The organism is Mesorhizobium sp. Root695 (genome assembly GCF_001428185.1).
Lineage (GTDB): Bacteria > Pseudomonadota > Alphaproteobacteria > Rhizobiales > Rhizobiaceae > Mesorhizobium.
In genome coordinates this window covers 25,381-48,743 of sequence record NZ_LMHO01000012.1, presented here as the reverse complement: position 1 = coordinate 48,743, position 23,363 = coordinate 25,381, and the positions used below count along the sequence as shown (strand labels likewise).

21 protein-coding genes are annotated in these 23,363 nt (G+C 62.8%); 3 read left to right on the top strand and 18 right to left on the bottom strand.

Annotated elements, in window-relative coordinates:
- Positions 1-122: 122 nt before the first annotated feature.
- Positions 123-911, bottom strand: a complete 789-nt coding sequence (locus tag ASD99_RS13355) for a 2OG-Fe(II) oxygenase (protein ID WP_057144107.1) — start codon at positions 909-911, stop codon at positions 123-125.
- A gap of 103 nt (positions 912-1,014) precedes the next feature.
- Here ASD99_RS13355 and ASD99_RS13350 point away from each other — a divergent pair, with 103 nt between their 5' ends.
- The gene (locus ASD99_RS13350) at positions 1,015-1,947 is read left to right on the top strand and encodes a LysR substrate-binding domain-containing protein (protein ID WP_056581300.1); all 933 of its coding nucleotides are present in this window, start codon (positions 1,015-1,017) and stop codon (positions 1,945-1,947) included.
- 21 nt (positions 1,948-1,968) lie between these two features.
- On the opposite strand, the gene ASD99_RS13345 is transcribed toward ASD99_RS13350, so the two are convergent.
- The 3 genes from ASD99_RS13345 to ASD99_RS13335 are packed head-to-tail and all read right to left on the bottom strand — an operon-like array spanning position 1,969 to position 6,557.
- On the bottom strand, positions 1,969-3,120 hold the full coding sequence (locus ASD99_RS13345) for an efflux RND transporter periplasmic adaptor subunit (protein WP_057143923.1): 1,152 nt from the start codon (positions 3,118-3,120) through the stop codon (positions 1,969-1,971).
- Between the two features lie 15 nt (positions 3,121-3,135).
- The gene (locus ASD99_RS13340) at positions 3,136-6,312 is read right to left on the bottom strand and encodes an efflux RND transporter permease subunit (RefSeq protein ID WP_057144106.1); all 3,177 of its coding nucleotides are present in this window, start codon (positions 6,310-6,312) and stop codon (positions 3,136-3,138) included.
- A complete protein-coding gene (locus tag ASD99_RS13335; protein WP_056581291.1) occupies positions 6,306-6,557 on the bottom strand; it encodes a hypothetical protein in 252 nt (83 codons plus the stop codon). Before ASD99_RS13335 ends, ASD99_RS13340 begins: the two co-directional genes overlap by 7 nt.
- 244 nt (positions 6,558-6,801) lie before the next feature.
- On the opposite strand from ASD99_RS13335, the gene ASD99_RS13330 reads away from it, so the two are divergent.
- A complete protein-coding gene (locus ASD99_RS13330; RefSeq protein ID WP_057144105.1) occupies positions 6,802-7,392 on the top strand; it encodes a TetR/AcrR family transcriptional regulator in 591 nt (196 codons plus the stop codon).
- Positions 7,393-7,725: 333 nt separating this feature from the next.
- On the opposite strand, the gene ASD99_RS13325 is transcribed toward ASD99_RS13330, so the two are convergent.
- The 14 genes from ASD99_RS13325 to ASD99_RS13260 all read right to left on the bottom strand — a co-directional run bounded on the left by ASD99_RS13325 (position 7,726) and on the right by ASD99_RS13260 (position 22,312).
- Complete coding sequence (locus ASD99_RS13325) at positions 7,726-8,748, bottom strand: LacI family DNA-binding transcriptional regulator (protein ID WP_056581922.1); 1,023 nt, start codon at positions 8,746-8,748, stop codon at positions 7,726-7,728.
- Between the two features lie 124 nt (positions 8,749-8,872).
- Positions 8,873-9,664 (bottom strand): ATP-binding cassette domain-containing protein, encoded by a 792-nt coding sequence (locus ASD99_RS13320; RefSeq protein WP_057143922.1) that lies wholly within the window; start codon positions 9,662-9,664, stop codon positions 8,873-8,875.
- Positions 9,665-9,667: 3 nt separating this feature from the next.
- Positions 9,668-10,654 (bottom strand): ABC transporter permease, encoded by a 987-nt coding sequence (locus ASD99_RS13315; protein WP_056581921.1) that lies wholly within the window; start codon positions 10,652-10,654, stop codon positions 9,668-9,670.
- A 120-nt stretch (positions 10,655-10,774) separates the two neighbouring features.
- Positions 10,775-11,710 carry a substrate-binding domain-containing protein gene (locus ASD99_RS13310; protein WP_056581285.1) on the bottom strand — a complete coding sequence of 312 codons (936 nt, stop codon included), beginning with the start codon at positions 11,708-11,710 and terminating at the stop codon, positions 10,775-10,777.
- A gap of 235 nt (positions 11,711-11,945) precedes the next feature.
- Positions 11,946-12,980 carry an ABC transporter permease gene (locus ASD99_RS13305; RefSeq protein WP_056581282.1) on the bottom strand — a complete coding sequence of 345 codons (1,035 nt, stop codon included), beginning with the start codon at positions 12,978-12,980 and terminating at the stop codon, positions 11,946-11,948.
- Positions 12,977-14,515, bottom strand: coding sequence for a sugar ABC transporter ATP-binding protein (locus tag ASD99_RS13300; protein ID WP_056581279.1), 1,539 nt, complete (start codon positions 14,513-14,515; stop codon positions 12,977-12,979). The genes ASD99_RS13305 and ASD99_RS13300 overlap by 4 nt, the downstream gene beginning before the upstream one ends.
- Before the next feature lie 104 nt (positions 14,516-14,619).
- Positions 14,620-15,771, bottom strand: coding sequence for a fumarylacetoacetate hydrolase family protein (locus ASD99_RS13295; RefSeq protein WP_057143921.1), 1,152 nt, complete (start codon positions 15,769-15,771; stop codon positions 14,620-14,622).
- A gap of 169 nt (positions 15,772-15,940) precedes the next feature.
- A complete protein-coding gene (locus tag ASD99_RS13290; RefSeq protein WP_082583264.1) occupies positions 15,941-16,810 on the bottom strand; it encodes an aldose 1-epimerase in 870 nt (289 codons plus the stop codon).
- A 16-nt stretch (positions 16,811-16,826) separates the two neighbouring features.
- Positions 16,827-17,582 (bottom strand): SDR family oxidoreductase, encoded by a 756-nt coding sequence (locus tag ASD99_RS13285; protein WP_057143920.1) that lies wholly within the window; start codon positions 17,580-17,582, stop codon positions 16,827-16,829.
- Between the two features lie 16 nt (positions 17,583-17,598).
- Positions 17,599-18,330 carry an ATP-binding cassette domain-containing protein gene (locus ASD99_RS13280; RefSeq protein WP_056581269.1) on the bottom strand — a complete coding sequence of 244 codons (732 nt, stop codon included), beginning with the start codon at positions 18,328-18,330 and terminating at the stop codon, positions 17,599-17,601.
- Between the two features lie 3 nt (positions 18,331-18,333).
- Positions 18,334-19,311: an ABC transporter permease gene (locus ASD99_RS13275; RefSeq protein WP_057144103.1), complete on the bottom strand. Its 978-nt coding sequence runs from the start codon at positions 19,309-19,311 to the stop codon at positions 18,334-18,336.
- Positions 19,312-19,387: 76 nt separating this feature from the next.
- On the bottom strand, positions 19,388-20,365 hold the full coding sequence (locus tag ASD99_RS13270; protein WP_057143919.1) for a sugar ABC transporter substrate-binding protein: 978 nt from the start codon (positions 20,363-20,365) through the stop codon (positions 19,388-19,390).
- A 25-nt stretch (positions 20,366-20,390) separates the two neighbouring features.
- Positions 20,391-21,593 (bottom strand): mandelate racemase/muconate lactonizing enzyme family protein, encoded by a 1,203-nt coding sequence (locus tag ASD99_RS13265; RefSeq protein ID WP_056581260.1) that lies wholly within the window; start codon positions 21,591-21,593, stop codon positions 20,391-20,393.
- Positions 21,590-22,312: a FadR/GntR family transcriptional regulator gene (locus ASD99_RS13260; RefSeq protein ID WP_056581258.1), complete on the bottom strand. Its 723-nt coding sequence runs from the start codon at positions 22,310-22,312 to the stop codon at positions 21,590-21,592. The genes ASD99_RS13265 and ASD99_RS13260 overlap by 4 nt, the downstream gene beginning before the upstream one ends.
- A gap of 100 nt (positions 22,313-22,412) precedes the next feature.
- On the opposite strand from ASD99_RS13260, the gene ASD99_RS13255 reads away from it, so the two are divergent.
- On the top strand, positions 22,413-23,318 hold the full coding sequence (locus ASD99_RS13255; RefSeq protein ID WP_057143918.1) for an SMP-30/gluconolactonase/LRE family protein: 906 nt from the start codon (positions 22,413-22,415) through the stop codon (positions 23,316-23,318).
- Positions 23,319-23,363: the final 45 nt, after the last annotated feature.

The window sequence follows — 23,363 nt, the reverse complement described above, 5'->3', positions numbered from 1 at the left end:
TCCGCTTTCCCCATTCGGCTGCTCCCAAGGAAACCGAAAGCAAGGCAAGCAGATTGTCGACAATCTAACAAGAGGTCATCTTCGGATTCCTGGGAACCGCTGGCATGGCTGTTTCTTCAGCCTCAGGCTGCGCGGCCGTAGAAACCGACACGCTCCTCGGCGCTGAACATCACACCGGGCTTCTCATAGTAGGAAAACACCGCGATCATGCGCTCGCGCTCGCCTTCGACTGTGGTGACGCGATGCGCGGTGTTCTTGCCGCGGAAGACATTCAGCGTGCCCGGCTTCATGCGCAGGATTTTTGCATCGGGGTCACGCCCTTCAAGCAATCTGGCGACGCCATCATAGTTCGGATTGTCGTCAGATCGCAGATCGGTGCGATATTCGAGGTCGCCGCCACGCTCCGCTGCCTGCAACAACAGCGTCGTCGTGAATTCCGAACGGTCGAAATGCCAGTTCAGGGCCTCGCCGGCGCGATAGGCCATGACGTTGGTTCGGGCCAGCGGATCCTGCATGACATGCAGTCTGGTCTTGCCCATCGTTGCCGCCAGGAAGTGCAGCAGCGGCCCGTATTCGTAGATGGCGAGCACGACGCTGCCCGGAATCTGGTCGGCGCAGACGGTGTGGCTTGTTGTCTCGACCTTGCGCAGCGCCGGATGGTCGGGCGCAAGCTCGGGAATGTCGGGCTTGAAGTAGATGTTGTGCATCCGCTTGTGCACATGCGATCGCGCGGCCATCACCGGCTGGATTTCGCGCACGGCTTTCTCAGCCACGCCGGGGCGCAAAAACTCTTCGAGATTGAACATGCCGTCGGCTTCGAGCGCGGCGATGGATTGTTCGACGAGGCGTTGCCATTCGGCGCTGCCTTCGCGATCGAGCGGGTAGCGGTCGAGATCGAGAATGTCTTTCATCGTCATAGCTCCGAAGGTTGTGGGCCCTATGAGACGGCAAAAAAATCTTTCTCTCAATGCGGAAAATAGTTAGGATTGAGCAAGAAAAACTTATGGAGGGGATATGGAACGCCTGCCCCCGCTGAATGCGATCAAGGCTTTCGAGGTTGCGGCGCGTGCCGGCAGCTTCACTCTGGCCGCCTCTGAACTCGGCGTGTCGTCGGCGGCGGTCAGCCAGCAGATCCGCAATCTCGAAACCTGGTTCGGCAAGCAGCTGTTCGTGCGCAGCGGCAACCGCATCGCGCTCACCGACGCCGGCCACGCCATCTATCCGCAGACAGCGAAGGCTTTGGGCGACATCGCCGCCATAGGCCGGCGCATGCTGGAGGGCGGCTTGCGGACGCGTCTGGTCGTCAGCGTGCCGTTCTCGCTGGCCGAACTGTGGCTGGCGCCGAGGCTGGCGATGCTTCTCGATGCCTTCCCGCAGATGGCGATCGACGTTCGGGTCGAGGACGACCCGGTCGACCTGATGCGCCAGAACATCGATCTGCGCATCAGCTATGGCGACTATCACTATCCCGGATTGAAGCTCGTCCGTCTCGTCCACGACGACGTCCTGCCCGTCTGCGCGCCGGAATTCTGGCGCCGGCACGGCAATGGCGATCCCAGTCTGGCCGATCTGCACGAGAGCCAATTCATCCACACCAATTGGGGGCCGAACTATGCCTCGCACCCGACTTGGGCGGATTGGTTCGCGGCCTCCGGCGGCAGCCGCTCACCCGATCCGTCGCACGGGCGTCGCGTTGGCCTGTCCAGCCTGGCGATCGCCTCGGCGAGGTTGGGCCTGGGCATCGCGCTTGGTCAGCGGGTCATGGCTCGCGCCGATCTGGAAGCGGGGCGGCTGATCGAGCTCTCACCCGTATCGGTTCGCCTCGGCCATCCCTACTGCGCGTTCATGCCGCCGGCCAAGGCCGACCGCGCCGATGTCGCCGGCCTGGTGGAACTGCTCACGAAAACGGCGCCCGCGACCTGTGGGAAGGTCGGGGCGCCGCGCTGAAGCCGGACCTGACGGGGGTGTTCAGGTTGCCGGCTTTTCCGGCATCGGCGACACCGGTGCTCCGGGGCCGATCTTCTGCAGATTGCCTGTGATCACCTGGTCGCCCTCGGCGACGCCGCTCAGTATGGCCACCTGATCGCCGCTCGTCGGCCCGAGCGAGACCAGCCGTTGATCGACCGTGTTGCCTTTGCCGACGACGTAGAGATATTTGCCGAGCTGGCTCGAGCCCAGCGCGGTCTGCGGCACCATCAGCGCGTCGGCCTGCTGCCTCACATGCAGCCGGACCCGAACATACTGGCCAGGCAGCAGCGTGAACTTGCCGTTGCCGATCGTGGCGCGTGCCGTGATCGTGCCGGTCGAACGGTCGACCGAATTGTCGATGAAGGTGAGTTCGCCCTTCTGGCTGGCCTCGGTCTCGCCGGGAAGCAAGACCTCGACCTCGATCGGGCCGTTCGCACGGGCCTGCTCGATTTCGGCCAGATCCGTCTCGCTCGGATTGAAGGTGACGTAGATCGGATCGAGCTGCACCAGCGTGTTGAGCACCGTGCCGGCGACGCTGACCAGGGTTCCGACCGAGGCCTGGTTGCGGCCCAGGCGTCCGCCAAACGGCGCGCGGATTTCGGCATAGCTCAGATTGAGCTCTGCCGTTCTAACGGCAGCCTGGTTGAGCGCCAGCGACGCCTGCGCTTCGCGCAAGGTGCTGGTGCGCTGGTCGAAGCCGTCCTTGGCGAGGTAGCCGCTCTTGGCAAGCTCGGTGCCGCGGCCAAGGCTGGAGCGGGCATAGTCGAGCGTCGCCGTGTCGCGCTGTACCTGGGCCTTCGCTTGGTCAAGAGCCGCCTGGAAGTCGTCAGGTGAGATCTTGTAAAGAAGATCGCCTTGCCGGACGTCGACCCCGTCAGCAGCGATCTGCTCCTGCAGATAGCCAGGAATCCTGGCCTGCAAGGTGATGCTGCGGATAGGCTCCGTCCGCGCGGCATAGTCGAGATAGATCGGGATCGTCTTTCTGACGACGCTGACCACCGGCACCGGCATGACGAACGCCGCAGGAGCAGGCGCCGCGCCTGCCGTGCCGGCATTGAGGCTGAGATTGCCCATGTCGAGCAGGTGGACGCTGGCCACCGAGATCGCACCCAGCGCGACAGCCGTTCCCAACGCGATTTTCCATTTACGCATGATTAGTCTCCAATCTTATTCGGCCGCTTCCGCCAGGGGAGGGAAGGCGGGTTCGGCGGTTGGTTCATTGTCTTGAGAGGCGGGCTCGTCATTGCCGCGGCGTTCGCGCAGCTGTTCGATGACCGCGTAGAACACCGGCACGAACACCAGCGACAGGATGGTCGCCGCGACCATGCCGCCAAACACGGTGGTGCCGATCGACTGCCGGCTTGCCGCACCGGCGCCGGTCGCAAACATCAGCGGCAGCACGCCGAGGATGAAGGCGAAGGCCGTCATCAGGATCGGCCGCAGCCGCAGCCGTGCTGCTTCCATCGCCGCATCGACGATACTGAGGCCTTCTTCGCGCCGTCGCCGGGCGAACTCGACGATCAGGATCGCGTTCTTGGCCGCCAGTCCGATCAGCATGACGAAGCCGATCTGCGAGTAGACGTCGATCTGCATGCCACGCACCCACAGCACCACGAACGCGCCGAACAGTGCGAGCGGCACCGCCAGCAGCACCATGAACGGCATCGCCCAGCTCTCATATTGCGCCGCCAGGATCAGGAAGACGAAGACGATAGCGAGGCCGAAGACGACGGACGCGATCGATCCTGCCTTGAGTTCCTGGAAGGTGATGCCGGTCCATTCGAAACCGAAATCCCTGGGCAGTGCGGTGGCCGCGGCCCGTTCCATGGCAGCGACCGCCTGGCCCGAGGAGAAACCCGGTGCGGCACCGCCGTTGATCGAGGCCGAGGCGTTGTTGTTGTAGTGCGGTACGGTTTCCGGGCCGACGAAGGGCACGAGTTTGCCCAGCGTCGAGAGCGGCACCATGCCGCCGGAGGCGTTGCGTACATAGAGCCGCGAAATGTCGGCGGCACCCGCACGTGCATCCTTGTCGGCCTGGATGGTCACCCGGAAGGTGCGGCCGAACAGGTTGAAGTCGTTCACGTAAAGCGAGCCGAGATAGATCTGCAGCGTGTTGAACACATCCGGCAGGTTGAGGCCGAGCAGTTTCGCCTTGCTGCGGTCGAGGTCGTAGTTGAACTGCGGCGTCGAGGTCGAGAATGGCGAGAACAGCTGCTGCGGGTTGATCTCCGGCTGCTTGCGCGCCTCGGCGATCACCGCTTGCGTGGCATCGTTGAGGGCCGAACTGCCGCGACCGGTGAGATCCTCGACGACGAATTCGAAGCCGCCCGTGGTGCCGATACCCGGTATCGACGGCGGATCGAAGCTCAGCGCGAAGGCTTCCGGAATCTGCATCAGCTTGCCGCGTACGTCGGCGACGAGCTTCGAGGCACTCTGGTCGGGGCCGCGTTCCTCCCAGGGCTTCAGGATGGCAAATTCGACCGCCGAGTTCGATTGCGCGGCACTGGTCAGGAAGTTCAGGCCGCTGATCGAGCCGACAATGTCGACGCCGGGCGTTGCCTGCAGGATGTCGCGCGCCTTTTGCGCCACCGCGTCGGTGCGTTCCAGCGACGCGCCGTCGGGCAACTGGATGACGACGAAGAAATAGCCCTGGTCCTCGACCGGAAGGAAGGTCGAGGGCAGGCGCTGCCAGACGAAGTAGGTGGCGACCAGTCCGGCCGCGAACAGGCCGAGCATGATCCAGCGCAAGCGGATGAGAATGCGCACGCCATTGGCATAGGCGTGCGACAGCCTGTCGAAGCCGGTGTTGAACCAGCGGAACGGGGCGAACTGCGTCTCGCCGCGATGCCGCAGGAAGGCAGCACTGAGCGCGGGGCTCAGCGTCAGCGAGTTGAAGGCTGAGATGCCGACGGAAATCGCCACCGTCAGCGCGAACTGGTTGTAGAGCTTGCCGGAGACGCCGGGAATGAAAGCGACCGGCACGAACACCGCCATCAGCACGGCGGTGGTGGCGATGATCGGACCGGTGACCTCGGCCATTGCGGCCTTCGTCGCCGCGAGCGGCTTGAGCCCGGCCTCCAGCTGTCGTTCGACATTCTCCACCACGACGATGGCATCGTCGACGACCAGGCCAATCGCCAGCACCATGCCGAGCAGGGAGAGCATGTTGAGCGAGAAGCCGAGCATCTCCATGACGACCAGCGTCGCCACCAGCGACACCGGAATGGCGATGGTCGGGATGATTGTCGTGCGCCAGCTCTGCAGGAAGATGAACACCACGGCGACGACCAGCACCAGCGCTTCGCCAAGCGTGATCAGCACGTCATGCATCGACGCCGAGACGAAGCGGGTGGTGTCGTAGTGCATCGCATAGGAGACGCCCTTCGGGAACCGTCCCGAAAGCTGCTGCATCTTGTCCTTGACGCGCTGCTGAAGATCGAGCGCGTTGGAACCGGGCATCTGGTAGACGGCGAGCACCACGGTCGGGTCCTTGCCGAAGAAGGCCGACGACGAATATTGCAGCGCGCCGAGCTCGATGCGGGCAACGTCGCGCAGCCGCACCAGCGAGCCGGTATCCGTGTTGGCGCGCACGACGATGTCGCCGAATTCCTTGGGATCGCTCAAGCGGCCGACGGCATTGACCTGCATCTCGAAGGCAGTACCGGCCGGAGCCGGCGACTGGCCGATCTTGCCGGCCGCCACCTGGACGTTTTGCTCTGCGATGGCGTTTTGGACGTCGACTGCGGTGATGCCGAGATTGGCGAGCTTGTCGGGATCGAGCCAGACGCGCATCGAATAGCGACGCTCGCCGAAGATCTGCACGTCGCCGACGCCGGGCAACCGCTTCAGCGGATCGACCACCTGCAGATAGGCAAGGTTGCTCAGTGCCACCGGATCGACCGAACTGTCGGGCGAGGTCAGGTTGACGATGAGGACGAAATTCGGGTTCTGTTTCTTGATCGTCACGCCGCCCTGGTTGACGATCGCCGGCAGCGACGAGGCGGCCTGCGAGACGCGGTTCTGGACGTCGACGGCTGCTGTGCTCAGCGAATAACCGACATCAAAGGTGATGGTGATGGTCGAGGAGCCGTCATTGGAGCTCGTCGACGACATGTAGGTCATGCCTTGCACGCCGTTGATCTGCTGCTCCAGCGGCGTCGTCACCGTGTCGGCCACCACTTGCGCGCTGGCGCCCGGATAATGGGCGCTGACCACGACCTGCGGCGGTGTGATGTCGGGAAACTGCGAGACGGGCAGCAGGAAATAACAAATCGTCCCGGCGAGCACCATGATGATGGCGATCGCCGAGGCGAAGATCGGACGGTGGATGAAGAAGTTTACCACGAGACGCAAGCCTCCCCGGCCGCTCTTGCCCGCCCGAAGGCGCTGGCAACCCTGGACAACTGGCCGTGCCCGTCACGGGAGGCTTCCCGTGACCGCAGCAACGGCACCTCGCCACGCTGCCCATCGGCAAGCGAGCGAAGCATCTTCTCGAAAGCGCGGGGGTCGACCCCATCTGCTTTCATGACCAGCCGGATCATCGGATCCCGGACGGCCTCATCTATGGTAAGATCGCGGCGCTGCGGCATTGGCCGGCTCCTTGTCTGTCGATTCGCAGCCCATGCTCGCGAACCGTTTTTCATCTCTTCACCGGCCGGAGCCGCATGAATTGCAGTTTTTCGCTCATTCCGATCTGGCAGGACCAGTTCACGGCCTTGTTATTGACGGAAGGCGACATAGGTGTTACCAGTAAGTAACATTTGCATAGTTACAGACCGGTAACACCCTAGTCAAGAGGTGGCCGTGGTTTTTAGGAAACGAAAGGAGATCATGATGACAGACGGCGTCGTGGAGCGCTCACGTCCCCGGGATCGAATCCTGGAGACGGCACGCGACATGTTCCACAAGCATGGCATCAAGGGCGTCGGCGTCGATGCTATCACCGAAGCTGCCGGCACGAACAAGATGACGCTCTACCGTCACTTCGAATCCAAGGACGAGCTGATCGTCGAATGTCTGCGCGCCAATGCGGCTAAGGCCAGCGCCATGTGGGATGCATTCGAGGCCGAATTTCCTGGTGACAAGCTTGCGCAAGTGCACGCCTGGGTTCGCAAGGCGGCTGCCATGCTCAATGCTGACGGCCGTGGCTGTGACATGGCCAATGCCGCCGCTGAGCTGACCGAGCCGGACCATCCGGCCAGGCTGGTGATCAAGGAGCTCAAGGAAGCCCAGCGCGCGCGCCTTGTGACGTTATGTCGGGATGCCGGCATTGGTCAGGCCGAGCTGCTCGCCGATACGCTGTCGCTGCTGTTCGAGGGCGCACGTGTCAGCGTGCAGACCGTGGGTACCGAAGGTCCGAGCACGCAGTTCGTGCGCATGGCCGAAGGGTTGATCGTATCCTTCCGGGGCACCGCCGCCGGTTGAAATCCGCCGCGACTGTTGGCGATTTGCCGGTCTGCGACCGAGGGATTCCTAGCGCCCCCTTGGCGCAGGGCGGCACCGGAATTTCCGACGGCTGAACGAAAAAAGCCCGCTGCCGGGAGGAGGTGGCAGCGGGCTCGATTTCGAATGTGGCGCGGGAGGAGGTGCACCCCATTCAGCGTCGGCATCGCATCTGGGAGGAGTAGATGGCCGACAACCAGAACCTATGAGTTGCCCAATGATTCGGCAACAATGAATTGTGCATAGCTGCTGTGCAGATTCGCCGGGTCAATTGTCTTACAAATCTGGAAACAGGCTTTGCCGGGGCCGCCCACCTCACTGCACCGGCACGTTTTCCCTGAAGATCAAGCGCGGTTCGATGAACTTCCGCGTCAGATAGGGTGCGGAGGACGCAATCGAGCCGAGCAGGCGAATGACCGACTGTTCCGCGATCAGCCGGGCATTCTGGTCGATGACGACATCGAGCAGGTCGTCGACGAGGTGGCCCCGTGTGTCCTTCGTCAAGTCGTGGCAGATGAACACCGGCTTGCGGTTCGGCCTGGCTTCCCGGATCGCCTTTGCAATGCCCGAGTGTCCGGCTCCGACGCAATAGATGCCGAGCAGCTCAGGCTCGTTGTGCAGCGCCTTCATGGTCTCGGTGTAGCTGACGTCGGGCTCGTCGTTGATCTCGACGGCGCTGCTAACCGTCAGGTTGGGGAACTCTTCATTGAGCACGGAGCGGAAACCCATTTCGCGTTCCTCGTGGCCGCGATAGGAGCGCGAGCCGACGACCATCGCCAGATGGCCGGTGCGACCGCCAAGGAAGCGTCCCATCAACAGCGCCGCCGTTCGTCCCGCCCCCCGGTTGTCGATGCCGACATACGCCGATCGCGGCGCCGCCGGAACGTCGGACACCAGCGTCACCAGGCGCATGCCGGCGTCGACGATGTCGCGCAGGATGTTGCGTGTGCGCGGATGATCGACGGCGATGACACCGACACCATTGGCCCTGAGCGACAGGTTTTCGACGGCTGTCTGCAGTGCGTTCGGCGAGATACCGGCAAGGTTGTGGACCCGGCACGAGGCGACGAGCGGCAGGCGCGCGGCATAGTCCTCGATATGCCCGGCGAGATCGCGCATGAAGGCATTGCTGCCGATGGGCAGCAGGAATTCGAGATGGGCGGGCCGTGACGGCAGCGTCACCTGATCGGCGACCGGCAGGTAGCCGAGCTGCTTGGCCGCCTCCATGACGCGCTGCCGGTTGGCCGCACTCGCACCCGGCCGGTTGTTGAGCGCCCTGTCGACCGTTGCGGTCGACAGTCCGCAGCTGCGGGCGATATCGGCGACGGTGGCTTTCATGCCGCAACCCACAGCCCGCAATTGCGGGCGATATCCGAGACGGTGGCTTTCATGCCGCAACCCTATGCGCCGATAAGCGATGCGATTTGAGGTGACGGTTTGATTGCCGCCCATCACCCGATAGTCAGTGCGATGGCTTGCCATCGGCGATGGCATCGCGGATTTCCTTGTCCGACATGCCGGTGATGATCCGCTCGACCTCCGCCACGCTGGTTTTCTTCGGGTCGATGTCGTCGGCGACCACCTTGCCCCGGCGCATGACGACGATGCGGTCGACCACTTGGAAGACATGGTGAATGTTGTGCGCGATGAAAATGCAGGAATGGCCGGAATCGCGGGCGTTACGCACGAAACTCAGCACGCCCTGTGTCTCGGCGACGCCGAGATTGTTGGTGGGCTCGTCCAAGATGATCAGGTCGCTGTCGAAATGCATGGCGCGCGCGATCGCCACCGCCTGGCGCTCGCCGCCGGACAGCGAGCCGATCGGCGTCGTCGGCGGGATGTTCTTGGAGATGCCGACCTGCTTGAGCAGGTCGCGGGCGACCACGTTCATGGCGTCCTGGTCCATCCGGTTGAGGAAGCGCGGCGGCTTGATCGGTTCGCGCCCGAGGAACAGATTGCGGGCGATCGACAGTTGCGTGACCAGTGCCGAGTCCTGGTAGATCGTCTCGATGCCTTGGGCGATGGCGTCGCTGGTGCTGCGCAAATTCACCCTCTTGCCGCGGATGAAGATGTCGCCGCTGGTCAGCGGGACCGCACCCGAAAGCACCTTGATCAGCGTCGACTTGCCGGCGCCATTGTCGCCGAGCAGGCCGACGATCTCGCGCTCATTGACGTGGAAATTGGCATCCTCCAGCGCCTGCACGCGGCCATAGGACTTGCGGATGTTCTGCATGCGGATCAGCGGCCCGGCCATCGTTCAAGTCCCCGCCTGATGCCGGCGTTCCAGCCATGAATGCAGCGCCATCATGCCAAGGATGATGGCGCCGATGAAGATATTGTAGGCAAGGCCGGGCACGCCGATCAGCACGATGCCGTTGCGCATCACGCGCAGGATCAGGATGCCGAGCACGGTGCCGATGATCGTGCCGCGCCCGCCGGTCAGTGCTGTGCCGCCGATCACCACCATGGCGATGACTTCGAGTTCATAGCCGGTGCCGCTGTTGGGGTTGGCCGCGGAAGTGCGCAGCGAAGAGATGACGCCGGCGAGCGACGCCATGACCGACGACAGCACGAACAGGCCGATCTTGACGCCGCTGACGTTGACGCCGCGGGCGCGCGCGGCGCTGGGGTTGCCGCCGGCCGCCTGAATCCAGTTGCCGGTTCGGCTTTGCGTCAGCACATAGCCGAGCGCGATGGCCGCGGCGATGAACCAGAACAGCGACATGTAGATGCGGAACGGCCCGATGAAGAAGTCGCCGACCAACGCCTCCGCCAGCCAGCTGCCTTCGGCGCTCCAGGTGCGCTGCGGAAAACCGTCGGTGACGAAAAGAGCGGTGCCGCGCACCACCAGCAGCATGCCGAGGGTCACCAGGAAGGATGGGATCTTGAGCTGTGTCACGAACCAGCCATTGACCAGCCCGATGAAGGCGGCGACCAGCAGTGCGGCGACAAAGCCGACCTCAAGCGAGGTGAGGCCGCTGTTGAACAGCGTCCACATAAGTACCGGCGAGAAACCGAACAGCGAACCGACGGACAGGTCGAATTCGCCCGACGTCATCAATAGCGTCATCGCCAGCGCGATCAGGCCGAGCTCGACCGTGAAGGCCAGCGTGTTGGAGATGTTCTGCGGCGACAGGAAGTCGTGATTGAAACCCCAGAAAACGGCGATCTCGACCACGAGCAGCACGAAGGGGCCAAATTCTGGCCGCGCGATCAGGCGTTGGATGAGCGAACGATTTTCCACGAGCAACCCGCGACATGAGTGGAAAGGCTGAGCCCTGCACATTCGCGTGCAAAGGGCTCGGCGAAAACGGAGACGTCAGTCGCGACCGCCGGGCGGTCGCGACTGTTGAGGGCTGGGATGTCACTTGCCGGACAGGATGTCGTCGTAGATCTGCGCGGTGTCCTTTTCGTAGAGCGCGCCGGTGATGACGTTGAAGCCCGGAGGAATGCCGCTGGCGGCCATGTTGGCCAGCGAAAGCGCGACATAGCTGGTCGCCTGCGGGTCCTGCCACTGGCCGGCATTGACGTAGCCGTTCAGCACTTCCTGGGTGGTGTCGAGCGAGTTGCCCCATCCGACTACCGGGATTTCGCCCGCCTTGATGCCGGCCTGGTCGAACACCCGCTTGATCGAGCCGGTGACAAGGTCGCCGAGACCGATGATCGCCTTGACCTTGGCCTTGTTGGCGGTGAGGTAGTCGACCATGCGGTTGATGGCTTCAGCCTGGTCGAGCGTCGCTTCGGTGATTTCATAGGTGATGCCGAGCGGCTCGAAGACGCTCTTGATGCCTTCTTCTTCCTGGACGCCATAGGTGGCGCCGGGAATCTCGACCGGCATCCAGACGAAGTCGCCCTTCTTCACCAGGCCCTTGTCGACCAGATACTGCGCCCAGTGCTTGCCGAAGGTGACATTGTCGCCGCCGACATAGGCGTTGAAGTCGGCTTTCGGGTCGGGCGTGTTGAAATTGATGATCGGCACTTTCGCTGCCCGCGCTTCCTTGACGATCTCGATCAGGCTGCCCGGATCGGGGCTCGTGGTGACGATGCCGTCGGCCTTGGCGGAGAGGGCAGCGCGAACCGCTTCCTGCTGCGAGGCGACATCGCCATTGTGGAACGAGGTGTTGACCGTGTTGCCAGTGTCCTTGGCCCACTGCTTGGCGCCGGCCAGGAAGTAGGTCCAGACCGGATCGGCCGGGCCGCCATGCGAAATCCAGTAGAATGTCTTGGCCTGTGCCGCTGCCGGTATCACCATCAGCGCCACCAACAGGCCGTATAGAACGAGTCTTAGCCGTGTCAGCATTTGATTTCCTCCCGTTTGTAGATGGTCAGTTCCGATTCCGTCCTTGTGTTCCGGCGACCGCCGGATTGCGTCTTTTGCCAGCGCCGGTTGGATGCATCAGAGCATTCCCTTTTTCGACGGATGGCAAGCCTCTATCTGAAAGTCGTAGTTGTCGTCCGACGAGGCGCCATCAACGCTCCCATCAGATTGCATCAGTTCAGGTGATTTTCCGACTGTCGGATATTGGTGTCGAGGCTCAGCCGAGCAGATTGTCTTCACCGTGTCCAGCACGCAGGTTGCGCCACATCCTGAAGAGCCGGTCCACCGCCAGCGCGAGCACGGTCAGGGCGCCGGTGGCGAAGGTGCTCCACGCGGCATCGACGTCAAGCAGGTTCATTGCGCTCAGGATCACCTGGACGAGCAGGATGCCGATCACCGCGCCAATGACGCTGCCATGGCCACCTGAAAGCGATGTGCCGCCGATGATGGCCGCCGCAATCGCCAGCAGCATGAAGCTGCTGCCGTCACCGGGGGCGACGGAGCCCTGGGCGCCGACATGGATCACGCCGGCCAGCCCGGCTATCGCACCCATCAGCACCAGCGTCAGCAGCCGCACCTTGGGCGTCGGAATGCCGGCATAGGCAGCGGCTTGGCTGTTGCTGCCGACGGCCTGGACCCGGTAACCAAAGCGGGTGCGATGGAGCACGACGTGCATCGCCAATGCCAGCAGGGCGAAAACGATGCAAGCCGCCGGCACCACCGCGAAGGCCTTGCCTGACAGCGTCGTGAAGAAACCGCTGTTTGCGCCTGGCGGTGCGATTGTCTGTCCCTTGCCGGCCACCAGTGACAGGCCCTCGATCATCCACCAGGTGCCAAGCGTCACCACCATGGCCGGCAAGCGCAGCGTGATCGCCAGCAGCCCGTTGATGAGGCCGAGGCCAGCGCCAAGCGCGATCCCGGCCAGGGCGGCAAGCCAGGGGTCGATGCCGGCAATCATCAAAAGGGCTGCGGCAGCCGCCGCGAGATGGAACGCCGCGCCCGCCGAAAGGTCGATGTCGCGCATGGTGAGCACGAACACCATGCCGATAGCCAGCAGGCCGGGCAGGGCGGCTTGCCCCAGCAGTAACGACAGATTGGCCGGATCGAGGAAGGAGGGCTGGAGCCAGCCGAGCAGCCCGACCAGGGCGGCGAGCCCGACAGCGGCACCGGTTTCTGCCGGCAGCCGAATGCGGCGCCCCGGCTTACGGTTCGCCGATCCGGCTAAGGGCGGTGCGGTATCGGTTCTGGTCATGCAACGCCCTCGCGACTGGTCTGTTGGCCTTCGCCCTCTGCCTCGCCCGGCGCAATCAGCTGCAGCAGCCTCGCGCCATCCATGTCGGCGCCGGCGATCTCGCCCGCGAGCCGGCCCTGGTGGAAAGCAAGGATGCGATCGCTCAAGCCGGTCAGCTCGGACAACTCCCTCGAATGCAGCAGCACGATGCATCCGCTGGCCGCCATCTGCCGGATCAACGCGTAGATCTCCTGCTTGCTGCCGATATCGATGCCGCGCGCCGGCTCGTCGAGCAGCACCACTTGCGGACCGATTTCCAGCCATTTGGCGATGATTACCTTCTGTTGGCCGCCGGCCGACAGCGAGCCCGCCGGCGTCGAGGGAGCGGACCTGATGCGCAGCGCCTCGATCTGCCGCGCGGCGCGGCCGAGCGCCATCACCGGTGAATACCAGCGCGACCCCCAGTCGCGTGCGCCGACGACAACGTTCGCCAGGTTGAAGGCGATGGACTTGTCTTGCATCAGCCCGTTGCCGCGCTCGCCTGAAATCATGCAGATGTTACGCCGCGCCGCCTCTGTTCGTGTCTTCGGCAAGCCGTCCCCGTCCGGGAAGCGCACTCTGCCCGCGCCCGCCTTTTGCGCTCCGAACAAAAGGGCAATCAGGTCCGACACGCCGGAGCCGGCAAGCCCGGCAAGGCCGACGATCTCGCCCGCGCGCGCCGCAAAGCTGACGTCGGACAATCTACCGCCGCCAAGCCCCGAAACCGCGAGTTGCGGCCGCAGCGTGCCGGCAAGCGTCGGCATGGCCCTGAGCGGCAGCGGAAACAGCGATTGGCGCAACTGGCCGATCATCGCTTCCTCCGATGTCGTCAGCTCCTGGCGCGCCTTTGACAGCACGTCGCGGCCGTTGCGGATGACCGTCAGCTGGTCGGCGATGGCCAGCGCATCCTTCAGCCGGTTCGAGGCGTAGAGCATGCTCATGCCCTTGCCCTTCAGTCCTCGCAGCACCGCGAAAAGCCGATCTGTCTCGCGTCGGTCGAGCGCCGAATGAGGGTCGTCGAGGATGAGCAGTCTCGGGTTTTCCAGAAGCGCACGGGCGATCGCGATGAGTTGCCGCTCAGCCGGCCCGAGCTCGCCGAGCGGCGCGTGGACATCGACGGCGAGACCAAGCTGGCGAAGCAGGTCACGGCTGCGCGCCTCCATTTCGCGCCGCGAGATCAGCCCGTTGTGCAGCGGTTCGCGGTTGACGAACAGATTGGCCAGAACCGGGCGCTCCGGAAACAGCCCGGCCTGCTGCAGGACGACGCCGATGCCGAGCTTTCGCGCCGCATTGGGGTTGCTGATCGTTGCCCTCTTGCCGTCAAACTCGATGGTGCCGCTGTCCGACCGGACGATGCCCGCCAGCACCTTTATCAGCGTCGATTTGCCGGCGCCGCTTTCGCCAACCACCGCGTGGATCGAGCCGCGCTCGATCACAAGGTTCATGTCTTCGAGCACGACCGTGCCGCCAAAGCGTCTGGCAACATTGCGCACGAATAGTATCGGCGAATCAGACATACGGACGGCCCCCCGACCGCGCAGCGATCTTGGAGCGGATTGCGTCCGCAGTCACCCGGCTTTCGCATAAAATTGTGTTGATGGCGATCCGGGGCAAAAGCCGGCTAGATGAGGTCGGCCTTCGCCAGTTCCCGCATCAGATGGCTGGCGCCGTAGGTCCAGGGCGGGCAGTCAGGCGACAGCCGCACACGGTTGACCAGCACACCGAATTTTTCCGACGAGATGGTGACGATGTCGCCGACCTTGTGGGTGAAGCCCTTGCCTTTCTCGCCGCGATCCTTCGACGGCACGAACATGGTGCCGAGATAGAGCGCCAGCCCGTCCGGATACTGGTGGTGCGGCCCCATGGCGGCGACAACCAGTTCTTCAGGCGAGCGGCTGATCTCGGCCATCGAGCTTGCGCCCTCCAGCGAAAACCCGTCCTCGCCCTCGACCTTCAGGCGCACGACGGCCCGCTTCACGTCATCGATCGAGAACGTGTCGTCGAACAGCCGGATGAAGGGACCGAGTGCGGCCGAGGCATTGTTATCCTTGGCCTTGCCGAGCAAAAGCGCCGAACGCCCCTCGACGTCGCGCAGATTGACGTCGTTGCCGATGGTGGCGCCGACGATCCTGCCGCTTGAGGCGGCGATCATGGCGATCTCGGGCTCCGGATTGTTCCAGGTCGACACCGGGTGCAGGCCGACATCGGCGCCGAAGCCGACCGAGGCCATCGGCTGGCACTTGGTGAAAATCTCGGCGTCGGGGCCGATGCCGACTTCCAGATATTGCGACCAGGCGCCGCGCGCGATGAGCTTGGCCTTGATCTCCATCGCTTCGGACGAACCGGGCTTCAGCTTCGACAGATCGTGGCCGATCAGTCCGGCAATGTCGGCGCGGATGGCGTCGGCTTTCTCCGCCGAACCGCGCGCCTGTTCCTCGATCACCCGTTCCAGCAGGCTGACGACGAAGGTGACGCCCGAGGCCTTGACCGCCTGCAGGTCGACCGGGGAGAGCAAATACGGTTTTGCCGGATCGCGCTTGGTCTCGAAACTGTTGGCGGCGATGTCGTCGAGCGATCCGATCGGTCTGCCCTTGGCCGATAGCACATGGCCGGCAGGATCGGCCATCTCGCAGATGTCACGCACAGTCGGTGCCGTACGTGACGTAATGTCGAAAACCGTGCCGTCGCGGACCGTGACCACGAGGGGATGTGGGGCGGCCGGTGATCGGGCGCGGCCGAGAAAGACACCATCGTCATCAGGCAGAAAGATCATGTTCGTTACCACTCTCTCGTCACAGGGCAGGATGTTTCAACATTGTGGAGTGCCATGGTCGCTTCTTCAAGTCGGCGTGTGGCAGAGCGACAGACGCCCAACGGAAAAGGCCTATGTCCGGCCATGTCCCTGCACCGACTAACGCCGCTTCGCAACTCCGGATTCGGCGCTAGAGCTCGTCCCAGCGTAGACGCAAATGCGCGCTTGTCGATCTGCCTTGTTCCAGCGTCGTCAGGCCGCTGCCATGATGGGCGTCCACGACATGTGAAACCGGTTCGAAACAGAAGAAATCAGCATCTCGTGCCGGCGAATAGAGAACGAAGACGTTCAGCGTCGACGATGCCTCGAGCGTGACAATGATGGCGTCATCCGGCTGGGCGATCGAGGCACGGCCGTCCCAGCCTTCGAACGCATTGTTGACCCAGGTGTCGGGAAGGAGCGCGGTTTGCGAAAAATCCCAGTCCGGCCGGGAATTGAGCGACACAGCCGCCGTCGGCAGGTGACGTTCGTCCTCCAGCCAGACCCTTGCCGCAGATGCTTGGAGAGAGGTGCGCGGGCCGCGCGGAAACCACGGATGGAAGCCGAGCCCGTAGGGCAGGCACATGGCGGCGCGGTTCTCAACGGTCAGGATCGCGGCCAGCGCGCCATCCTCCAGCGCGTAGCGGGCACTTGCATGGTAGCGATAGGGCCCGATTGCACCGTTTTCCAAAACCAGCTCCATTTCAGTGCCGGTTCGTCGTGTCAGCCGCCACGGCTTTTGAAAACCGTCGCCATGGAGCGGGAACGGCTCGCCTTCGACATTGGGTTCGATCGCATGGTAGCGCCCTTCGAACTCGAAGCCCCCGCCGGAAATACGGTTCGACCATGGAATCAACAGTTGAGACCCGAACTTCAGCAGACCCGTCGATGGCTTGATAACAGGCATGGGCACCCGGCCCGGGCGCAGCGCGTCGTAGCGCAGGATGGCGGCGCCCTGGCGAGGGCTCACCACCAGGCTTGCGCGCCCGTCGGCAAGCTCGACCGCATCACTATTTGTCATCGACGGAACGCCACTTCTACCAGCCACCATCGACATTGATGTTCTGGCCGCTGATCATGTCCGAGTCTGGGGAGACAAGGAACAGCACGAGATCGGCGACATGCTGCGGCTCGATGCGACGCTTCAAGCTCTGGTTGGTCAGAATCCAGTCGTTGTATTCCTGGAGCCGTTCTCCGAAAACGCGCTTCTCCGCCTCGGAAACGACAGCGCCCGGCGACACTGCGTTTACGGTAATGCCGTGCGGTCCCAATTCCCGCGCCAGAGACTTCGTGAGACCCAGCATGGCGCCCTTCGAAGCTACATAAGGCACGTAACCCTCCCAGCGGCCGTTCAGCGTCACCGAACAAAAATTGACGATCCTCCCGTTGCCCTTCTTCTTCATGCCAGGAGCGCAGGCGCGCGCCAGCGCGAAGGCAGCCGAGGAATTCACGCGGATCTGGTCCTCATATTCGGCGAGGGAAAATTCCTCGAAGGGACGGTTGATGATAAGCGCCGCGTTGTTGATCAAGATGTCGATCGCGCCCTCTTCGTCGGCGAGCGCCCTGACCGCCGCTTCGGCTTCGGCCAACTGGTTCAAGTCGCAGCCGATATAGACGATCGCACCCTTGCTCGCCGACGCCAATTCAGCCGCGATCCCAGGTCCTTCGACAGTCTCGGGGCGGTCAAGCAAAAGCACGCGAGCGCCGGCGCGTGCAAGTGCGGCAGCCTGGGCACGGCCGAGCGAACCCAGACCGCCCGTCAACAGCGCAACTTTGCCCGAAAGGTCCGTCATCACCGTTACCCGCTTCTCAAAGCACGTTGTGGACTTCGTCGATGGAGGTTTCCTCGATGCGCTTGTCGAGCACGACCTCGCCTCGCGCCATCGCGACCACGCGATCACAGCAGTCAAAAACGTGATGCATGTTGTGGCTGATGAAGACGCCGGTGACACCCTGCTCCTTCAAGCCGCGAACAAAGCCGATCACCTTCTGCGTTTCCTTGACCGAGAGATGGTTGGTCGGCTCGTCGAGAATCATCACTTTCGACTTGAAGTGCATGGCGCGCGCTATGGCGACGCCCTGCCGCTGGCCCCCTGACAGTTCACCGACCAGCGCATCGGGCGAGCGCAGATGCAGATCGACATTGGCGATCGCCTTGATGCTTTCGCTGCCCATCTTCTTCTGGTCGAGGATGCCCACGCCGAACACGGAAAACCGCGTCGGTTCCCGCCCGATAAACAGGTTCCTGGCAATCGACATGGTGGGAACCATGGAATTGTATTGGTAGATGGTCTCGATACCGAGGTTCATCGCATCGCGCGGCCTGGCGATCCGCACCGGCTTGCCGTCGACCAGGATTTCACCCTCATCGGCTGTTTGGACGCCGGATAGAATGTTGATGAGCGTCGACTTGCCGGCACCATTGTCGCCAATCAGCCCGAGCGCCTCGCCTCGCTTGAAGTCGAGGCTCACGCCCTTCAGTGCATGGACGCCCGAGTACCATTTGTGAAGATTGCGGACGGAGATGATCGCGTCGTCCATATCTCAATTCTCCATCTTGATCGCCTTGGCACGCTTGCGCATCCAGGCATTGGCGACGACGGCGAAGATGGTCAGGAAGCCGATCGCGAATTTGAACCAGTTCGCGTCGACTTGCGAGAGCACAAGCCCGTTGTCGATAATGCGGATGAGGATCGTGCCGATAATACCGCCTGCGACCGTACCGATGCCGCCTGCCAGCGAAGCGCCGCCGATGACCGCTGAGGCGACTGCTTGGAGTTCCAGACCCTCGCCGATGGAAGGCAGAGGAGAGCCCAGTCTCAGCACCTGCAACATGCCGGCGAAACCGGACAGCATCGAGCAAAGCATGAAGCATGCGAGTTTCACCCTTGCGGTCGGAATGCCCATCGAGGCGGCAGCGGGATGGAAGCCACCGGTGGCCTTTATCCAGTTGCCGAAATTGGTTCGGGAAAGCATCAGCGACGTCAGCACGGCAATTCCGACAAACCACAGGAACGACATGCGGAACATGTGGCCGGGACCGACAAACGAGGTGAACAGCCAGTTCGGCAGATCCGCGGGAAGCAGGGGTGGAAACCCGCCCGAGACGACGATCGTCAGCGACCGGGCGATGAACAGCATGCCAAGCGTGGTGATGAAGCTCGGGATCTCGAACCGGATCGTCACATAGCCGTTGATGAAGCCGATAGCCGCGCAAACGCCAAGGCCGGCCAGCAAAGCGAGTGGGAAAGGCACACCCTCGACCATGAGGACGGCCATGGACATCGGCATCAGCGCAAACACCGATCCAACCGACAGGTCGAACTCGCCGCTGATCATCAAGATCGTGACACCGATGGCGACGAGGCCCGTTTCCGGCAGAATGCCGAGTATGCCACGAAGGTTATCCTGGTTGAGGAACACGCCATCCGAGCGGATCTCGAAAATCACCACCAGAAGCACCAGCAGGATCAGTCCAGCCAGTTCCGGTTTTTCCAGATAGGTCTTGAAGAGGCGTTTCAAGGCAGGCTCCAGGAATGAGGCGAGGGACCACCCGGCGGCGCGGGCACCGCCGGGTGAACACATGGCGCGTGTGGGCCTAACGCAGACCTTGCGCGGAAAGCGTCATGATCGCGTCGGCCTGGTCCGGGCGTACGATGCCTTGGCCCGTATCGATGTCGGAGGGTGCCAGACCTACCTTCTTGTTCAGGTAGGCTTCCATCACCGGCATGAAGCCCTGCATGTAGGGCTGCTGGTCCACCAGGGCCTGCACATAGCCCTTCTGCATCTGCTGCAGGACTTCCGGCACCAGATCGAAGCCGCCAAGGAGAACCTTGCCCGGCGCGACACCGCGATCCTGCAAGGACCGCGCAACGCCCGCGCACCAGAAGCCGGTGTCGAAATAGGCGGTGGTGTCGGGATGCGCGTTGAGATAGGCGCCGACACGATCGGACGTGACCGCAAGGTCTGTTCCGCTGTCAATCCGCTCCCATGAGACCTGGCGGTCGGGATGGGCGGCCTTGTACTCTTCCAGGAACTGTATCACGCCTGCGCCGCGACTTTCCGACCAGTTCTGGCCTGGTGCGGAAATGCCGACCAGAATCTTGATTGGCCCTTCTTTCGGGAAGCTCTCGGAAATCGCCTTGCCGAGCGAATAGCCCGCCGGCTTGAAACCTTGCCCAATGAAGGCCTGCCGGGCATTGCCCCTGGCGCCTTCTGTGTCATCGACGTTGACGGCAATCACCAAGACGCCGGCGTCTCGCGCTTCCTTGATGACGTCGTCGAACGCCTTGTTGTCGACGATCGAGGTCAGCAAGGCATCCGGCTTGGCGGCAAGTGCTGCGCGCATGTTGGCGAGTTGCTGCTCGACCGAACCCTCGGTCTGGGTGAAGATCATGTTGCACTTGGCCTCGACCTTGCCGCAGGCATCGTCATAGCCCTTCTTCACCGCCTGCCAGAAGGTGTTCGAGGCTGACGAATGGTGCGTAAAGACGATGTTGAGCCCGTCGGCGCTGGCGATGGAAGGCCCCGCGAACAGCGTCGTGGCGAGCAAAAGCGTTGCAGTCAGTCGTTTCATTACTATTCCTCCCGTTGAGTGTTATTCAGATGTCCGCCTTGTCCGAGACGCGGCGATGGACGGTGTAGGCCCGACCGAGGTCGGGATTGAGTTCCAGCCCGAGGCCCGGGCCGGGCGGTACGGTGATCATGCCGTTCTTGACTTCCGGTAGCGCGGTCACGAGGTCGCGATACCAGGTCCGGTAGAATGCCCTCACACTCTCCTGTACGAGTGCGTTGGGCGCGTTGAGGGACAAATGTGTCGACGCCGCCAGAACCACAGGCCCAGTGCAGTCGTGCGGGGCGACTGGCAGGTGCCAGGCCTCCGCCATCGCGGCGATCTTGCGTGCTTCCGAAAGTCCGCCGCACCAGGAAATGTCCAGCATCACGATGCCTGCGGCGCCGGTCTCCAGCAGATCCCGGAATGCCCAGCGACTGCCCAAGGTTTCTGACGCCGAGATCGGCGCCGGGCTCGCGGCCTCATAGCGCTTGAGATCGCCGAGGCTGTCCATGCGGATCGGATCCTCGTGCCAGTATGTGCCATAAGGTCCGAGCGCCTTTGCGATCTTGATCGCGGGCAGGAGCTGCCACATCGAATGGAACTCGACCATGATGTCGATCCTGTCGCCGACGGCCCTGCGGATCTTCTCGAAAGGATGCAACGCGGCTTTGAGGTCGGCGGCGGTGATATCCTGCCCCCTGCTTTTCTCGGCGGCATGGTCGAAGGGCCAGATCTTCATGGCCGTGATACCGTCTTCAAGGAGTTCCGCCGCCAATTCGTCGGCGCGGTGGAGAAACCCGTTCAGGTCGTCGTAGCCTTGCTTCGTGCCGAGACCATAGTTTGCGGTGGTCTGTCCCTTGCCGTCCTTGATGTATTCGGTGCCGGCGCAGGTATTGTAGGTGCGGATGGACTGCCGTGAAAAGCCTCCAAGAAGCTGCGCTATCGGCTGGTTTGTCGCCTTGCCGAAAATGTCCCAGAGCGCGATGTCGAAGGCGGAATTGCCGCGAACCTCGGCGCCACTTGAGCGGAAACCGAGATAGCCAACCAGATCCGCGGACAGCAGATCGATCTGCAGCGGATCGCGGCCGATGACGCGTGGCGCAACATATTCGTGCAGGTATTCCGCGACCGTGCGCGCCATGAAGAAGGTTTCGCCAAGGCCGGTGATGCCTTCGTCGGTATGCACCTCGACCCAGAGCAGATTGGGCCGCTCTTCGATGCGAATGGTCTCGATCGCGCGGATTTTCATGCAATCCCCGCGTCGTTCAGCGCCTTGACGCTCTTGTCGAAATGCGCGGCCATGTGTTCGGCGGCAAGTTGCGGATTTCCCGCGATGATCGCTCGGGCAATATCAGCGTGACCCTCAATCATCTTGATCTGATCTTCCACGGAGGCGCGTGTACGCCAGCCGATCACCCAGGTGCGTCGCGTGACGCCGCTGAAGGCGGTGATGATCAACGAGAACACCGGGTTGTGAGAAGCCCGCGCGATCGCCTCATGGAATGCGATGTCGTGCTCCATGACGATCTCAGGCGTACGATAGTTCTCGCGCATCAGTCGCGCGTATTCTTGTATTTCAGCGGCCTCGGCATCGCTCCGCCGGAGTGCGGCGAGCGCCACCGTGCGCATTTCGATGGTGCGGCGAACATCATAAACCTGGTGGACGCTGATCTGTTCGGTGGTGACGCCGTGCTCGATCACCATCGACATGGCACCGATGTCGAGCTTGGCGACGCTGGCGCGCCGACCGGCGCTCATGTCGATGAGGCGCATCGCCGACAGCGATCGAAACGCCTCCCGCACCACCGTCCGCGAGACGCTGAGCCTGCGGGTCATGTCGGCTTCGCTTGGCAAGAGGTCGCCAGGGCCGAGTCCCTCGACGCGGATGTATTGGGTGATGGCCTGAATAGCGGCGCTGACCAGGCCGGGATTGGTCTCCTCCGGCATCATGCTACGATTGGCCACCATTTGCCCTCAACCTGTATGACATGTTTTCTTGAAATGCCTATATCTTTGTGAGATGTTGTCTGTCAAGTGACGCCAACAAGCGCGACAAACGAGGCAACGCATGGATAGCGGAGAGATGCAGGCGATTTTCGTGTTCGATGCCCGGGATGTCGTCGGGGAGAGCCTGATCTGGGACGAAAACAGGAAAACACTGATCTGGGTGGATATTATCGGGCGGCGTATCCACCGGCTCGATCCGGACACTCTCGATCACCAGAGCTGGCAAGCTCCGGACCTCGCAACCTCGATCGGCCTGCGCAGGAACGGTGGCGCAATCGTCGGGTTGCGAAAGGACGTGGCATTGTGGGATTTCGGGGAAAACTTCAGGGCGATCGCGACGATCGAACCGGATAGTCCGGACACACGGTTGAATGAGGGCGTGGTCGCCCCAGACGGCTCATTCTGGGTCGGAACCATGGAAAACAATATCGGCCCGGATGACCTTCCGCGCGATATTTCGCGGGATGCGGGGCGGATCTATCGCGTCGCCACGACCGGCATTGTGGAGGCGCTCAGCGCCGATCGTTTCGGTATCACCAACACCATGATCTGGATGGCGGATGATACCTTCGTCACGGCGGACACGATGAAGAACCAGATATTCAGCTATCGCTGGGATAGGGTGCAATCGCGAATAACCGACAGGCGCCTTTTCTTCTCGGACTTTCCGCGCGGTCTGCCAGATGGGTCGTGCGTGGATGCGGAGGGCTATGTCTGGAATTGCCGCGTTGCGGGCGGCGGCTGCCTCGTCCGCATTTCTCCCGGTGGAGTTCTCGACAAAGTCGTGGATCTGCCCTGCAGCTGGCCGACGAGTTGCGCTTTTGGTGGCGAGAATTTCGATACTCTCTTCGTCACGTCGGCGCGATTTACCATGAGCAGGGAGCACTTGCAGGCAAATCCGCAAGAGGGCGGGTTGTTTGCGGTGCGGACCGGCGTTCGGGGCACGCCGGCCAATCGGTTCGGATGAGAGATGGGTTTTTTCATCCGATGCAACTCGCAGTGCCGGGAAACC